Annotated in this window: 11 protein-coding genes and 2 riboswitches; of the genes, 7 read left to right on the top strand and 4 right to left on the bottom strand. The window is 62.9% G+C overall.

The window, feature by feature from the left end; genetic code table 11:
• Positions 1–45: 45 nt before the first annotated feature.
• The 3 genes from ACA041_RS17700 to ACA041_RS17690 are packed head-to-tail and all read right to left on the bottom strand — an operon-like array spanning position 46 to position 1378.
• Positions 46–459, bottom strand: a complete 414-nt coding sequence (locus tag ACA041_RS17700) for a cobalamin biosynthesis protein (protein ID WP_497434769.1) — start codon at positions 457–459, stop codon at positions 46–48.
• Entirely contained in the window at positions 456–1163 is a 708-nt protein-coding gene (locus tag ACA041_RS17695) for a CbtA family protein (protein WP_497434765.1), read from the bottom strand. The genes ACA041_RS17700 and ACA041_RS17695 overlap by 4 nt, the downstream gene beginning before the upstream one ends.
• A gap of 11 nt (positions 1164–1174) precedes the next feature.
• Positions 1175–1378 carry a CbtB domain-containing protein gene (locus tag ACA041_RS17690; protein WP_497434762.1) on the bottom strand — a complete coding sequence of 68 codons (204 nt, stop codon included), beginning with the start codon at positions 1376–1378 and terminating at the stop codon, positions 1175–1177.
• A 121-nt stretch (positions 1379–1499) separates the two neighbouring features.
• Positions 1500–1727: riboswitch (cobalamin riboswitch) on the bottom strand.
• 213 nt (positions 1728–1940) lie between these two features.
• Positions 1941–2154, top strand: a riboswitch (cobalamin riboswitch).
• 99 nt (positions 2155–2253) lie between these two features.
• On the opposite strand from ACA041_RS17690, the gene cobW reads away from it, so the two are divergent.
• The 5 genes from cobW (at position 2254) to ACA041_RS17665 (ending at position 10667) form a co-directional block, all read left to right on the top strand.
• A complete protein-coding gene (cobW, locus tag ACA041_RS17685) occupies positions 2254–3321 on the top strand; it encodes a cobalamin biosynthesis protein CobW (protein ID WP_497434757.1) in 1068 nt (355 codons plus the stop codon).
• Between the two features lie 3 nt (positions 3322–3324).
• Positions 3325–7188 carry a cobaltochelatase subunit CobN gene (gene cobN, locus ACA041_RS17680; protein ID WP_497434751.1) on the top strand — a complete coding sequence of 1288 codons (3864 nt, stop codon included), beginning with the start codon at positions 3325–3327 and terminating at the stop codon, positions 7186–7188.
• A gap of 142 nt (positions 7189–7330) precedes the next feature.
• Positions 7331–8329 (top strand): magnesium chelatase ATPase subunit I, encoded by a 999-nt coding sequence (locus ACA041_RS17675; RefSeq protein ID WP_497434744.1) that lies wholly within the window; start codon positions 7331–7333, stop codon positions 8327–8329.
• Positions 8330–8448: 119 nt separating this feature from the next.
• Positions 8449–8994 (top strand): vWA domain-containing protein, encoded by a 546-nt coding sequence (locus tag ACA041_RS17670; protein WP_497442103.1) that lies wholly within the window; start codon positions 8449–8451, stop codon positions 8992–8994.
• Between the two features lie 26 nt (positions 8995–9020).
• Entirely contained in the window at positions 9021–10667 is a 1647-nt protein-coding gene (locus ACA041_RS17665) for a phospholipase D-like domain-containing protein (RefSeq protein ID WP_497434739.1), read from the top strand.
• Between the two features lie 7 nt (positions 10668–10674).
• On the opposite strand, the gene ACA041_RS17660 is transcribed toward ACA041_RS17665, so the two are convergent.
• Complete coding sequence (locus ACA041_RS17660) at positions 10675–12213, bottom strand: MFS transporter (protein WP_497434734.1); 1539 nt, start codon at positions 12211–12213, stop codon at positions 10675–10677.
• 163 nt (positions 12214–12376) lie between these two features.
• Between ACA041_RS17660 and ACA041_RS17655 the strand changes: the two genes are divergently transcribed.
• Positions 12377–13243 (top strand): LysR family transcriptional regulator, encoded by an 867-nt coding sequence (locus tag ACA041_RS17655; protein ID WP_497434729.1) that lies wholly within the window; start codon positions 12377–12379, stop codon positions 13241–13243.
• Between the two features lie 314 nt (positions 13244–13557).
• Entirely contained in the window at positions 13558–15117 is a 1560-nt protein-coding gene (locus ACA041_RS17650; protein WP_497434726.1) for a TerC family protein, read from the top strand.
• The last annotated feature ends 46 nt before the right edge of the window (positions 15118–15163 follow it).

The following is a 15163-nucleotide window of genomic DNA, read 5'->3' as shown; positions in this document are numbered from 1 at the left end:
TCAGATGAAGATTGCTCATGATCGAGCAGGGGGTTATCGGGGATGTCAGGCAGCGCCAGCCAATGCCAGGGTCGCCTGGGCATATTTCTGTCGCGAGATCAGCAGTTTGACCGGGGCCTGGACCAGGTGTTCAGCCAGGGCCAGGGCAGCACTTTCCGCCACACCGTAGCAGCCGGTGCGTTCGAACGCGATGTCCGAATGATGGCTGAGTTGCGTGTGATAGCCGGCCAGTTGTGCGCTGCTGAAATACATAACCTCCAGCCCAAGCTGTTCGGCGAGTTCGATCAGGCCAGGTTCTTCGCGCTTGAGGTCGATACTGGCCAGGGCCTTGATCTGGTGCAGGCCGATCCTGTGCGCCTGTAGCGCCTGGTCGAGCAGCGCCCGCAGCGTGCTGACGGGGCAGCCGCGCTGGCAGCCCAGGCCGACCACCAGGGTCGGCGCTGTGCAGTCATCGGTCATGCGTGGTATTGGCCAGCGCTTTTGCGGCGGAACAACCAGGCGCTGATCAGGCCCAGGGCCAGCCAGAACGCCACGTTGGTCAGCTGCGAAGCGATTTTGAACTGCGCCTCGAGCGCTTCCGGTGCAAGCATCGAATGCACTTGCGGTTGCGGTGCGCCAATCACGTGGGGAACCGCGAGGATGGCGACGCCGAGGATCTTCATCAGCCAGTGACGGCTGAACACGATCAGGGCGATACCGACTGCGGTGGAAGCGGCAGTGCCGATCCACCAGATCTGCCGTTGCGTCAGGTCGGCCGCGGCGGTCCCCGGCAGTTCAGGCGGAAGGCCGAGGGTCGGCGCGAGCACGAAGGTCGCGTAACCGGCCAGACCCCACAGCAGGCCCTGTGAAGTCCTGGTCGGCGCGCGCAAGGTATAGAGACCGGCAAGCATCAGGGCGAAACCTACGGCCACCACCAGGTTGCCGCCGGTGGTCGACAGCACGCGCTGCCAGCCGTCTTCCGGCTCCCAGGCTTCGGCGTCGTGGGAGTGAGCGACGACAGCACCGGCGGCGTGCTCGTGAATTTCAACAGCGGCCGGCTCGGATTTTTCGTAGGTTTCCGCCTGCAGAATCAGTGGCGACACCCAGAAGCTTTGCAGCAGCGTCAGCAGCAGGGCAGCCAGCAGCCCGGTGAAACCTGCGGTTTGCGCGATACGCTTGATCATGTCGGCAGGTCTCAATGGCACGGGAACGCGGAGCTGTGACGGGTATCGTGGGCGGCATTGTGCACCGCTTCGATGTGCGAGAAACCGGCAAAATAGACCAGGCACGCGCCAAGGATCGACGCACAGGCGGCGGCGGTCAGGCGTTGGGTCAGGGTCGTGGTGGAGCTGGCGGTGCTCTTATCGGTGTTGCTGCCGGTGCTGCTGATGATCGACATGGCGCTTCCCTCTGGTCTGTCAGCGGGTGAATAGAGCGCATGGAAGATCCCTGCGGGCACGGGCACGCAGAGGTTCAAACAGCGCCCGCCCACCGCGGGTTTGTTATTCAGTGAGCGTGACGCTCACCTGATGTTGCGGGCCGGTCTCCGGGCTCGCGAGGGGCGCTGGCTTTCGCCTGGACCTGCAAGAATCACCTTCCCATGCCGTACGGCTGGCACAGTGGATCTGATTCTTCGCTCGCTTACCGTTGCGGGGGCAGCACCGGACTGACATGGCTTGGAGTAAAGCACATGATTCACCGGTTTCCCGTTTCACCCTGTGAAGGGCACCCGTAACAAGGCGTGTAGGAGAGCATGGGCGGGGGTTGGGCGTCAATTGGCATGGGTTCTCAACTTGACACCGGGGTGACTGCTTCGCGGGCAAGCCTCGCTCCTACAGAACATAGTCGCCCACAATGTATGTGATCGGCGCTATTGCTGTAGGAGCGAGGCTTGCCCGCGAAGGCGTCCTGTCTGTCTCCACAGATCTCTGCGCGGACATTGACCCGCCCCAAGACCATGCGTAGCCTTGCGCATTCGAGGTTCTTCGGCGTCTGCCGAAGCTAAGAAGGGAACGCGGTCGATGCCGCGGCTGCCCCCGCAACTGTGAACGGTGATGTTTCGCTGCCACGCCACTGCAAACCCTGTGCAACGGGTTCGCGGGAAGGCGCAGCGAACGCCAGTCGAACGACTGGCACACCGTCAGCCAGGAGACCTGCCTCGATACAGATTCTCACTACAACCGGGCGGGGTGATCCGGTGGCGGAACTCTTGCGCGCGCACCTGTCGCAGCGATTGTCGTCCCGTATGCCCGCCACCTTGCCAAAGGGCATCCGATGAAAACACTGGCCAAACTCCCCGTCACCATCGTTACCGGCTTCCTCGGCTCGGGCAAGACCACCTTGCTGCGGCACATGCTCGACAACGCTCAGGGTCGTCGCATCGCGGTGATCGTCAATGAGTTCGGCGAGCTGGGCATCGACGGCGAAATCCTTAAGCAGTGCTCCATCGGCTGCACCGAGGAAGAAGCCAACGGCCGCGTCTACGAACTGGCCAACGGCTGCCTGTGCTGCACCGTGCAGGAAGAATTCTTCCCGGTGATGCGCGAACTGGTGGCCCGCCGCGGTGACCTCGATCACATTCTCATCGAAACCTCGGGCCTGGCCCTGCCAAAACCGCTGGTGCAAGCCTTCCAGTGGCCGGAAATCCGCAGCGCCTGCACCGTCGACGCCGTCATCACCGTGGTTGACAGCCCGGCCGTTGCCGCCGGCACCTTCGCCGCGTTCCCGGATCAGGTCGATGCCCAGCGCAAACTCGACCCGAACCTGGACCACGAATCGCCGCTGCACGAACTGTTCGCCGATCAACTGGCCAGCGCCGACCTGGTGATCCTCAACAAGGCCGACCTGATCAGCCCTGAAGACCTGGCCCGTGTGCGCCTGGAAGTCGCCGAAGAACTGCCGCCGGCGGTGAAAGTCATCGAAGCCAGCAGCGGTCGTTTGCCCCTGGAGGTGCTGATCGGTCTCGGCGCCGGCTCCGAAGAGCATATCGACCGCCGTCACAGCCATCACGATCACCACCATGAAGGCGAGGACGACCACGACCACGACCACGACGCCTTCGACTCGATCTCCATCGAACTGCCGCAAGCCGACGAAAGCCTGCTGCTGGATGCCCTGACCCAACTGGTAGTCCAGCATGGCATCCTGCGCGTCAAAGGCTTCGCAGCGATCCCGAACAAGCCGATGCGCCTGCTGATCCAGGGCGTGGGGACTCGATTCGACAAACATTTCGACCGTCAGTGGGGTGTCGATGAAGCGCGCACCACGCGTCTGGTGTTGATCGGCCAGGAACTGGATGCCGCCTTGCTCGAAGCGCAATTGCGCGCCGCGCTCAGCGTTTAAGCCATGCACCTGCTCAGGACCCAGCCCGGCGGTTTCGTGTCGGATGACAACATTGCCGACCTTGGACAAACCCCCGCCGAGCTGGTGATCCTGTGCAGCGGCGACTCCAGCCTGGCGCTGCTCGCCGAAGCGGCGCAGCAGTTACCCGACGATTACCCGAGCGTGCGCCTGGCCAACCCGATGCAGGTGCAGAATCACGCCTCGGTCGACCTGTATGTCGACCAGGTGCTGCGTCATGCCAAGGTCATCCTGATTTCATTGCATGGCGGCATCGCCTATTGGCGTTACGGCGTCGAGCAGTTGGTGGCACTGTCCGAGCGCGGTGTGCAACTGATCCTGGTGCCGGGCGACGATCGTCCGGATCCGGAACTCAGCGACTTGAGCACCGTGGTTGCCGAGGACCGCGACCGGCTTTGGCATTACCTTCGCCAGGGCGGCATGGCCAATGCCCTCGACCTGTTCCGCTGCCTGGCCAATCGTTGGCTGGATCGCGATTACGCCTGGGCCGAGCCGCAAATCCTGCCGCGCACCGCGATTTACCACCCGCAACATAGCCCCGCAGCCCTGAAAGACTGGCAAGCCGACTGGCAGATCGACCAGCCGGTGGCGGCGGTGCTGTTTTACCGCTCGCATCTGCAGGCGGCGAATACCGCTTTCATCGATGTTTTCTGCCAGCGTCTGCAGGCGGCGGGCCTTAACCCGTTGCCGATAGCCGTGGCCAGCCTGAAAGAGCCCGGCTGCCTGACCGTGGTCGAATACCTGCTGGATGAAGTCGCGGCCTGCGTGATTCTCAACACCACCGGTTTCGCTCAGTCCAGCCCCGAAGCACCGCATTTGCGACCGTTTCGCCGCAACATTCCCGTGATCCAGGCGATCTGCGCGCAAGACAACGAACCCGGTTGGCGCGCCAGCGAACAGGGCCTGGGGCCGCGGGATCTGGCGATGCACATCGCGCTGCCGGAACTGGACGGGCGAATCATCAGCCGACCGATCAGCTTCAAGGACCTGGCCTGGCGCAGTGAGCGCAGTCAGTCGGACGTGGTGTGTTATCGCGCGCAACCTGAACGCATGGATTTCGTCGCTGAACTGGCCCGGCGCTGGATTGATCTGGCGCGGGTGCCCAACGCTGAAAAACGCATCGCCCTGATCCTGGCCAACTACCCGACCCGCGATGGTCGCATCGGCAACGGTGTCGGCCTCGACACACCCGCCGCGGCGCTGAACATCCTGCGTGCGCTGCAGGGCGAAGGGTACCCGCTGCCTGCCGGGTTGCCCGACAGTGGCACCGCGTTGATCCAGCAATTGCTCGGCGGCGTCAGCAATGACCTCGACACCCTTGACCAGCGTCCTTGCCAGCAAAGTCTGGCGCTCGACGACTATCAACTGATGTTCGATGCGCTCCCCGAAGCCAACCGCCAGGCGGTGCTGGAACGCTGGGGCAGCCCCGAAAGCGATCCGATGTTCCGCGGCGGGCGGATGATGATTGCCGGGCTGCGTTTGGGCCTGACCTTCGTCGGCATCCAACCGGCCCGGGGTTATCAGGTCGACCCGAGTGCGGTCTATCACGACCCGGATCTGGTGCCGCCTCACGCCTATCTCGCGTTCTATTTCTGGCTGCGCAACACCTACGGCGCCCACGGCGTGATTCACGTCGGCAAGCACGGCAACCTCGAATGGCTGCCGGGCAAGGGTGTCGGCCTGTCGGAACATTGCTGGCCGGATGCACTGCTCGGGCCGTTGCCGAATATTTACCCGTTTATCGTCAATGACCCGGGCGAGGGCGCCCAGGCCAAGCGCCGCACCCAAGCGGTGATTATCGACCACCTGATGCCGCCGCTGACCCGTGCCGAGACCTACGGGCCGTTGCGCAACCTGGAGCTGCTGGCCGACGAATATTACGAAGCGCAGTTGCTCGATCCGCGCCGCGCCCGGGCGTTGCAGCAGGACATTCTGCAACTGGTGCGCGACACGCACATCGATCGCGAATTGCAGCTGGACGATAAGCTCGACAGCGATGCCGATGCGGCGATCTGGCTGCCGCGCCTCGACACTTACCTGTGCGATTTGAAAGAGTCGCAGATCCGCGACGGCCTGCACGTGTTTGGCGAGTCGCCGACCGGGCGATTGCGCATCGACACCTTGCTGGCCCTGCTGCGGATTCCCCGTGGCGACGGGCGAGGGGCGCAATCGAGTGTGTTGCGGGCGTTGGCCAAGGCGTTCGAGCTGGGTTTTGATCCGCTGGATTGTGCGCTGGCCGAGCCTTGGACCGGACCGCGCCCCATGGAACTGCAAACCCTCAACAATGAAGTCTGGCGCACGGCCGGTGATACCCGCGAACGCCTGGAACTGTTCGCCGCTCAACTGATCTCGCAGACTGTGAGTCCTCAATCCAACCCCGAACCCTGTGGGAGCGAGCCTGCTCGCGAAGCGGTTGATCCTTCAACATCGATGTCGCTTGACCCACCGCTTTCGCGAGCAGGCTCGCTCCCACAGGAGGCCGGCTGGTCCGAGGTGCAAGCCATCATCACCAGCCTGCGCGAAGTGGTCGCACCACGACTGGATGCCTGCGGGCCCGCGGAAATGCGCGGTCTGCTCGATGCCTTGAGCGGGCGATTCGTCCCGGCCGGCCCCAGTGGCGCGCCGAGCCGCGGTCGGCTGGACGTGTTGCCCACCGGGCGCAACTTCTATTCGGTGGACGTGCGCAACCTGCCGACCACCACCGCGTGGCGCATCGGCTTCCAGTCGGCGAACCTGATTCTGGAGCGTCACCTGCAGGATCACGGCGATCATCTGCGTCAGCTCGGCCTGTCGGTCTGGGGCACCGCGACCATGCGCACCGGCGGCGACGACATTGCCCAGGCCATGGCGCTGATGGGCGTGCGGCCGGTGTGGGCCACGGGCAGTCAGCGGGTCGACGATTTCGAGATCCTGCCGCTGAGCTTGCTCGACCGACCGCGGGTGGACGTGACCCTGCGCGTGTCCGGCTTCTTCCGCGATGCCTTTGCCAATCTGATCCGGCTGTTCGATGCGGCGGTGCAAGCGGTCGCCGCCCTCGACGAACCGGACGACCTCAATCCGCTGGCGGCCAAGGTTCGCGCCGAGCGTGAAGCGCTGCTGCAATCGGGCCTTGATGAAGAGGCGGCTCGGCGCCAGGCCGGTTGGCGCATCTTCGGCGCCAAACCCGGTGCGTATGGCGCGGGGGTGCAGGGCGCGATCGAGGGTCGTCTGTGGCAGAGCCGCGAAGACTTGGCCGAGGTTTATCTGAATTGGGGCGGTTACGCCTACGGCGGTTCTGACGAGGGCACCGCCGCCCGCGAACAGTTCGCCCAGCGCCTGAGCCAGGTGCAAGCGGTGCTGCAAAACCAGGACAATCGCGAGCACGACTTGCTCGACTCCAACGACTACTACCAGTTCCACGGCGGTATGCTCGCCGCCGTTGAAAGCCTCAGCGGCGAAACGGCGGCCAGTTACCATGGCGATCACAGCCAGCCGGACCTGCCGAAGATCCGCACCTTGAAGGAAGAGCTGAACCGGGTGATTCGTTCCCGGGCGGCCAACCCCAAGTGGATCGACGGCGTGAAGCGCCACGGCTACAAAGGCGCGTTCGAACTGGCGGCCACGGTCGACAACCTGTTCGCCTTCGACGCGACGACGCAGTTGATCGACGATCACCAGTACGCGCTGCTGGCGGACGCCTACCTGCTGGATCCGGCGACCCGGGATTTTGTTCGTGAGCACAATCCCCATGCACTGCGCGACATGACCGAGCGCATGCTGGAAGCGCAGCAGCGGGGGATGTGGCAGGAGCCGGGCGAGTACCGCGAGGCGCTGGAGAATCTGTTGCTGGATATAGAAGAAGACAGCTGATGCAATTCCCCTGTGGGAGCGAGCCTGCTCGCGAAGAGGTCATCACAATCAACATTTTCGTTGACTGCCAGTTCGCTTTCGCGAGCAGGCTCGCTCCCACAGGTGACCGTGTAGTTACCCCGACCATGATTGAGTATTAAAAATGACCGACACCCCGCATTTCCCCCTCTCCGCCGTGGTCGGCGCCGACGACTTGAAACTCGCCCTCTGCCTCACCGCCATCGACCCGAAAATCGGTGGCGTGCTGATCGAAGGTCCGCGCGGCATGGCCAAATCAACCCTGGCCCGTGGGCTCGCGGATCTGCTGGCCAGCGGTCAATTCGTCACCTTGCCCCTCGGCGCTACCGAAGAACGCCTGGTAGGCACCCTCGACCTCGACGCCGCGCTGAGCGCAGGTCGCGCGCAATTCTCCCCGGGCGTGTTGGCCAAGGCTGACGGTGGCGTGCTGTACGTCGATGAGGTCAACCTGCTGCCCGATCACCTCGTGGACCTGCTGCTCGACGTCGCCGCCAGCGGCACCAATCTGATCGAGCGCGATGGCATCTCCCATCGGCATTCGGCGAAGTTCGTACTGATCGGCACCATGAATCCGGAAGAGGGTGAGCTGCGTCCGCAATTGCTCGACCGCTTTGGTCTGAATGTCTCCCTCACTGGTCATACCGCACCCGCCGAGCGTGGCCAGATCATTCGCCGGCGACTGGATTTCGACAGCGACCCCCATGCCTTCTGCACCGAATGGGAAAGCCGGCAACAATCCCTGCGCGAGCGTTGCCAAAAGGCGCGCAGCGCGCTGGCGAGCATCCCCCTTGACGATGCAGCGCTGGCGCACATTACCGAGCGCTGCTTTGCTGCCCGAGTCGACGGTTTGCGCGCCGACCTGGTCTGGTTGCGCGCGGCCCGTGCCCACGCTGCCTGGCGAGGTGCAAGCGCCATCGCCGAGGAAGATATCGATGCGGTCGCAGAGTTTGCCTTGCGCCATCGGCGTCGCGAACAGTCGCCTCCGGCGCCACAACACAGTCAAGCGCAGGCCAGACAGCATTCAAGCCCGGAGGAAGGCCAGGGCCAGTGGGGCGAAATGCCCGCCCAGGCCTTGCCGGTCGGTGCCCGGCGTGAGGTACCGAGCTGGCCAAAAAAGCCCTAGGCATTCGCCCTCGATCTGACGCGGGGGCGAATGCCAGACGCCGGGCCGGACGGTTGGACCACGGCAAGCAAGGCAAGCGCCACGCCGCGCGCAACGGCTCGATCAATTGGCCCGCAACCTTGCTTAATGGCCGCCCGCGCCAGCGCGATGATGTGCTGTTCCACCTGCGTACCCGTTCACCCCACGAACTGTGGCTGGTGATCGTCGACGCCTCGGCCTCGACTCGCCGCCATCAGGCGTTGAGCGATGCCAAGGGCCTGTTGGCGCAACTGTTCGACGACGCCTACCGCCAGCGCGCCCGCCTGGCCTTGCTGACCGCCAGCGGTCATGCGCCGAGATGGCAGGTGCAAGGATTGAAGGCGTCCACCGGATTACGCCATTGGCTCGATGGGCTGGGAGCGGGCGGTGGCACACCGTTGCTGGCGGCGCTGGGTGAGGCGGGGCGATGGCTGGCAACCCGGCAGAAGCGTTTTCCGGCGGAGCGGCAGCGACTGTTGCTGGTAACCGATGGCCGATTGAAAGATTGCCCGGTGTTGCCGACGCTTGATTGTCCGGGGCTGTTGATTGACATTGAGCGCGGACCGATTCGGCTTGGGCGGGCGAAGGTATTGGCGAGCGGGCTGGGTGCAGATTATCGACATATCGACGAGTTGATTTCAGGCTGAAGAAAACCAAATCACAGGAGTGAGCCGTGCGCGTTCTAGCCACCAACCATCAGGACGATTTCCGCGTCAAAGCCTACGTCGGCACCAACGGCGTCTTGCTGGCCATGGACCTGGCCGAACCCAGGCGCAAGGGCCTGCTGGGTTTCGCCATCGAAAAACAGCAAGGCAGCAAACCCTGGCTGTTCCTGTTCAACAGCCTGACCTTTCCCGGCAAGGCCCATACCTTCCCCCAGTTTCGCGCCACTCCCAGCAATATCGCGCCGTTACAGAAGTTTCGCTGGGCCGATTACGCGGTCAACCCCGGAATGACCCTCCATTATCGCATCCACCTGGCCTACGGCAGCGCCGATGCGCCGCAACTGGGTGAATGTCTGGAAGTGACGGTCACCTCCGACAATGGCCTGCCGCACAACCAGAGTGTGATTTTCAACCGTGCAGTGGCCGCCAGCCAGGCGTTCCAGCGCAAATTTCCAGACCTCGACGCACTGATCAGCGCCAACAAGAACCTGCCTATCGAAGCCTGGCCCGATGCCCCGCGGCAATGGCTGGAAAACGGTCTGCTGGGGCGCTTGCTGGGTTTTATCGAGCGTGCCGTGGATGATCGGTGGGCGCTGGACATCGCCATTTACGAATACGAGTTGCGGGTGATAGTCGACGCCATCAACGCGGCCTTCGAACGTGGCGTGAAGGTTCGTGTGTTGTATCACGCAAAATCCGGGGATAAAGGCACCGCGAGGAACGAAGAAAGTCTGGAAAAGATCCCGCCAGAGAGCAAGCGCGGGCGCGTCACCCACAAGATCTTCCACAACAAATTCATGGTGCTGAGCCGGCTCGACGCCACAGGGCAGCATCAGCCTGAAGCGGTACTGTGCGGCAGCACCAACTTCACCGCCAATGGCGTTTACCGCCAGGCCAACGTGGTGCACGTTTTGGATGAGGCGCGAGTCAGCGCCAGCTACCTGCAGACCTTCGAGCAGGTCTGGGCGCACCCGGAGAATGTCGGCACCACCCGCAAATGGCTGACGCAACATAATCCGATGGACCCGCTGCAACCCTTGTTTACCGGGTTCTCACCGCGCTCGGGCAGGGGCGATCTGCAAGCCTTCGCCGAGATCATCAACGCCGCGGAAAAGGATGTGCTGTTCGTCACTGCGTTCGCCTTGCCTGACGACATCCTCAATGCGTTGCTGGGCCAGCCCGAGGACGACATCCTGCGTTACGGTCTGCAAAACACCACCAGCCGCATCACCGGTTTCCACGCCGACCGCACCGCCGAGTTCGCCGCCACCGCGCTGCTCAATACCGGACTGGAAGGCTGGCTCAGGGAGAACATGAAAGGCCAGAAGGGCAACTTGCTGGTGCACACCAAAGCCGTGGTCACCGACTTCACCAGCGACACGCCGACGATCATCAGTGGCAGCCACAACCTCAGCGCGGCGGCCAGCAACGGCAATGATGAAAACTACCTGATCATTCGCGGCGATACCGACCTGGCCGACCGTTACGGTCTGGAACTGCTGCGGTTCTACGAACATTACCGCTTTCGCTACTTCGCGAAGAAACTCGCGCTCAAGCAGGTCCAGCCGTTGGCGGCGGATGACAGCTGGACCGATGATTACTACCTCGCGGGAGATTTGCGCAAATTGTCGCGGTTGCGCTTTTCCGGAAGATAGATTGTTGCTATTCCAGACTCAGGGAAAAAGCCTTAGGTGCCGGGATCGGATTGCGCATCAGCGTGCCTACCACCAACGCCCCGAGCAATGCCAGCAAACCGGCGACCCAGAGCAGCAGACTGAAGCCGCCGACGAAGGCCTGACGGGCCAGGGGTTCGATTAGCGGCCGTGCCGTTTCCGGCAGCAGGCTCATCGCGGCCGTCATGTCACCGGCCACCACCCGCGAGGCGATGCTCTGGGTCTGGTCGAGCCATTGCGCGCCCTGTGTCGCCAGGCTGGTGCGCAATAACAGCTCGGTATGGCTGGACAACAACGCGCCGAACACACCGATGGCCAGAACGATCGCGCTGAAACGCATGGTGGTACTCATGCCCGAGGCCATGCCGGTGCGTTCCCGGGGCACGCAGGCCATGATGTTCTTTTGCGTGTCGCCATTGAGCAACCCGGCTCCGGCACCGGTCACGGCAATCGCCAGGGCGAAGGGCAGGTAGCCGCCGCTGCTGACGGCCCAGGCGCTGAGCAGATTACCGCTGCCGACCAGGGTCAAGCCGGCGGCCATGATCGTGGCTGGGGCAAAGCGGCTGGCCAGGCGCACGCCGATCCGCGGGCAAATCAGCATGGTCAGGGCGAACGGCAACATCCCGAGGCCCGACGCAATGGCCGAGAAACCCAGGCCGTTTTGCAGGTAGAACGGCAGCAGGGTCATCATGACCTGGGCGCAGCCGGCATAAGCAAACATGCCCAACAGTGCGCCGATAAAGCGCGGGTGTTTGAACAATTGCAGATCGACCATCGGACGCTGCTGCAGCCGTTCAATCACAACGAACAGCCCCAGCAACAGCGCGCCGCCGATCAGTCGGGCGTAGGTGATCGGGTTGCTCCAGCCGATCCGGTTGGCTTCGATCAGGCCCCAGATAAGGCACAGCAAACTCGCACTGAAGGCCAGGCTGCCCCAAGGGTCCAGACGTGCGGCCTGGGTGTCGCGAGATTCCGGCACGGCGCGCCAGACCATCGCCATCAGGAACAAGCCCACCGGCAAATTGAGGTAGAAGATCCAGCGCCAGCCCATGTATTCGGTGATCAGCCCGCCGACCGTCGGCGCCGCAGTCATCGCCACGCCCATGCACGCGCCCCAGAAGGCCCAGGCCTTGGCCCGTTCCACTTCATCGTGGAAGGTATGGCCGATGGAGGCCAGGGCCGAGGTCAGCAGCAACGCCGCACCGACGCCCTTGATCGCCCGGGCGATGTCGAGGAACAACGCGTTGGGCGCCGCGCCGCAGCCAATGGACGCGAGAATGAAGATGCCTAGGCCGCAGAGCAGGGTTTTCTGCCGGCCAAAGCGGTCGGCGATGCTTCCGGCCGGCAACAGCAGGGCGGCAAAGACTAGCATGTACGCACTCACCACCCATTCGATGTCGGCGAAGTTCGCCCCCAGGTCCCGGGCGATGGTCGGCAATGTCACGGCGACGATGTTGGTGTCGAGGACGATTAGCGAACAGACGCCAGAGGCCGTCAGCAGCGTCAGGCGAGGGCTAACCCGGCTCATGGTGTGATTGCCTTTTGGGCAAGGCAAATGCCCGCGAGCGCTATAATGGGTTTGACGTGCATGGCGAGGGCTCCTTCTGTGGTTACCAAGGAGCTTATCGCGGGCGATTGCAGGCTTCGTTAGCCGGATAACGGAATTTCATTACCTTTGAGCTAATACTGCGATGGACATACGGCATTTTCGCTATTTCCTGGCTGTTGCCCGACAAGGCAACTTCACTCGCGCCGCCGAACAACTCGGCATCGCACCGCCGACCTTGACGCGCCAGATCCAGGACATGGAAAACGAACTGGGCACGCGACTGTTCGTGCGCCAGACTCGTGAAGTCAGCCTGACCGAGGCCGGCGCTGCACTGGTGATCGAAGCCGAGGCCACGGTGCGGCAATTCGAATACGCCCAGCACAATGCCCAGCGTGCCGGCCGCGGGGATATTGGCCATATCGAACTGGGTTACGTGGCGTCGGCGGTGTATTCGGGCTTGCTGCAAAAACAAGTGCAGGCCTTCAGCCGCGCGTGTCCGGACGTCAGCCTGAACGTACGGGAAAGCCCCATGGCGTCATTGCCGGCGATGGTGGTCGAAGGCCGATTCGACATCGGCTACGTCCGCTCGCCCATGACCTTCCCCGAAGGCATCGAGGCCATTCGCCTGGACGCCGAAGGCTTTGTGCTGGCGCTGTCGACCGACTCCTGGTTGTGTCGTTTGCCGGATATCACTCCGGAGCATTTGCAAGGCGAGACGTTCATCCTGCCGGAACAGATCAGCGGCACCTTGCAAGTGGCTGCCGAGGGTGGCTTTGCGCCGAAACTGGGGGCGCAGCCAGGCGGGTTGGTGGCGGTGATCGCCCTGGTATCCTTGGGGCAGGGCGTGGCCGTGGTGCCCGAATCGGTGGTCGGGCATGTCGGTTTGCCCGGCGTGTTGTATCGGCCGATCAAGGGTTGCGAGGCGAGTTCGTGGTTGTCATTGATTCATCGGCGGTTCGAGAAATCGGCAGCGGTGGCCAGGTATATCGAACAGGTCAGAAACCGCTAAGGGCAAAAGCGAAGGCGGTTGCAGGAACAACGAAAATCCAAAGGCTCTACAAATTTTGTAATGATTTCCAGCTGTAGGAAATATCGCTCTCACCTGTACTCTCAAAGGCCTTTTTCCTTTCAGGACTTGCATGAACACCCTTTTGGAGCCCCCCAGTTATCCTTCCCCCTCGCGCCACCGTGCGGCCTTGATGCCCGCAAAACATCCGGTCTTCCGACTTCCGAACAGCTTCGACATTGCAGTTCCACGGCCTCTGCGCCGCGCCTTGCCATGCCCGGCATTCTGAACATCACTGAAGAGATCGAGACGTTTTCATGGAATGGATAGCTGACCCCACCGCCTGGCTGGGCTTGTTGACCCTGATCGTGCTGGAGCTGGTGCTGGGCATCGATAACCTGGTGTTTATCGCGATTCTTGCCGACAAACTGCCGCCCGAGCAGCGCGACCGTGCGCGAATCATCGGTTTGTCCCTGGCCCTGTTGATGCGCCTGGGCCTGCTGGCGAGTATTTCCTGGCTGGTCACCCTGACTCAGCCGCTGTTCGAAGTCTTCGACAAGAGCTTCTCCGGCCGCGACCTGATCATGCTGTTCGGCGGCGTGTTCCTGTTGTTCAAGGCCACCATGGAATTGCACGAACGACTCGAAGGCCATGTCGGCGAGCGCTCGTCCAACGCGGCGTACGCCCTGTTCTGGCCGATCGTGGCGCAAATCGTGGTCCTCGATGCAGTGTTCTCCCTCGACGCGGTAATTACCGCCGTGGGCATGGTCGATGAGTTGGCGGTGATGATGATCGCGGTGATCATTTCCATCGGCCTGATGATCGTTGCCAGCAAACCGTTGACCCGATTCGTCAACGCGCACCCGACGGTGATCATGCTCTGTCTGGGCTTCCTGATGATGATCGGTTTCGCCCTGACCGCCGAAGGCCTGGGTTTCCACATTCCGAAGGGCTACCTGTATGCGGCCATTGGTTTCTCGATCCTGATCGAAATCTTCAACCAGATCGCCCGGGCTCGTCGCAAGCAATCCATGCAGGGCCTGCGGCCACTGCGTGAACGCACGGCCCATGCGGTGATGCGTTTGCTCGGTGGTCGCAAGCTGGCGGTGGAGGACGTCGGCGAGGAAATCGCCGACATGCTGGACAACGGTGAGGTGCCAAGCGGGGAGCTGTTCGACCGTCGCGAACGGGTGATGATCAGCGGCGTGTTGCAACTGGCCGAGCGGCCGATCCGTACCGTGATGACCGTGCGCGCCGACGTCGATCACATTGACCTGGCCGACGATGCCGAGACCATTCGCACGCGGCTGATGCATTCGTCCTACTCGCGCCTGCCGCTGATTCGCGACGGTGCGGTGGATGAGCCGTTGGGCTTCGTGCACAAGAAGGAACTGCTCAAGGAATACCTGGCCGGCAACCAACCCGGTCTTGAGGAACTGGCGCGAAAAACCATCAACTTGCTGGACAGCTACTCGATCCTCAATGCCCTGGAACAGATGCGCAAGGCCTCGACCCACATCGCCTTCGTAGTCAACGAATTCGGCGACTTCGTCGGTGTGCTGACCATGACCGACATTCTTGAATCGATTGCCGGCGAACTGCCCGATGCCAGCGAAATCGAAGGCCCGGATGTGGTGCAAGAGCAGGGCGGTTTCATGGTCAGCGGCGCGCTGAACCTGGCCCGGGTGCGCCAGCGCACCGGCTTTGCGGCAGAACCCACCGACGACTACCAGACCCTTGCGGGCCTGGTGGTGAGCTTGCTGGATCGACTGCCGATGATTGGTGACAGCCATGAGTGGGAAGGCTGGCGGTTGACGGTGGTGGCGGTTGAAGAGCGACGGGTGACGCGGGTGTTGCTGGCACCTGTCGGCGGGTAACTTTGCGCCGCCTGTGAAGGCCTCTTCGCGAGCAGGCTCGCTCCCA

Source organism: Pseudomonas sp. LBUM1676, assembly GCF_059695605.1.
Note: the sequence above shows the minus strand (reverse complement) of the source record. Positions and strands in the feature narration are given on the sequence as shown.

What these genes read in the sequence shown, in the direction of transcription:
- ACA041_RS17700 (WP_497434769.1), bottom strand. Translation starts at nt 459, where the DNA reads ATGACCGATGACTGCACAGCGCCGACCCTGGTGGTCGGCCTGGGCTGC.
- ACA041_RS17695 (WP_497434765.1), bottom strand. Translation starts at nt 1,163, where the DNA reads ATGATCAAGCGTATCGCGCAAACCGCAGGTTTCACCGGGCTGCTGGCT.
- ACA041_RS17690 (WP_497434762.1), bottom strand. Translation starts at nt 1,378, where the DNA reads ATGTCGATCATCAGCAGCACCGGCAGCAACACCGATAAGAGCACCGCC.
- cobW (WP_497434757.1), top strand. Translation starts at nt 2,254, where the DNA reads ATGAAAACACTGGCCAAACTCCCCGTCACCATCGTTACCGGCTTCCTC.
- cobN (WP_497434751.1), top strand. Translation starts at nt 3,325, where the DNA reads ATGCACCTGCTCAGGACCCAGCCCGGCGGTTTCGTGTCGGATGACAAC.
- ACA041_RS17675 (WP_497434744.1), top strand. Translation starts at nt 7,331, where the DNA reads ATGACCGACACCCCGCATTTCCCCCTCTCCGCCGTGGTCGGCGCCGAC.
- ACA041_RS17660 (WP_497434734.1), bottom strand. Translation starts at nt 12,213, where the DNA reads ATGAGCCGGGTTAGCCCTCGCCTGACGCTGCTGACGGCCTCTGGCGTC.
- ACA041_RS17655 (WP_497434729.1), top strand. Translation starts at nt 12,377, where the DNA reads ATGGACATACGGCATTTTCGCTATTTCCTGGCTGTTGCCCGACAAGGC.
- ACA041_RS17650 (WP_497434726.1), top strand. Translation starts at nt 13,558, where the DNA reads ATGGAATGGATAGCTGACCCCACCGCCTGGCTGGGCTTGTTGACCCTG.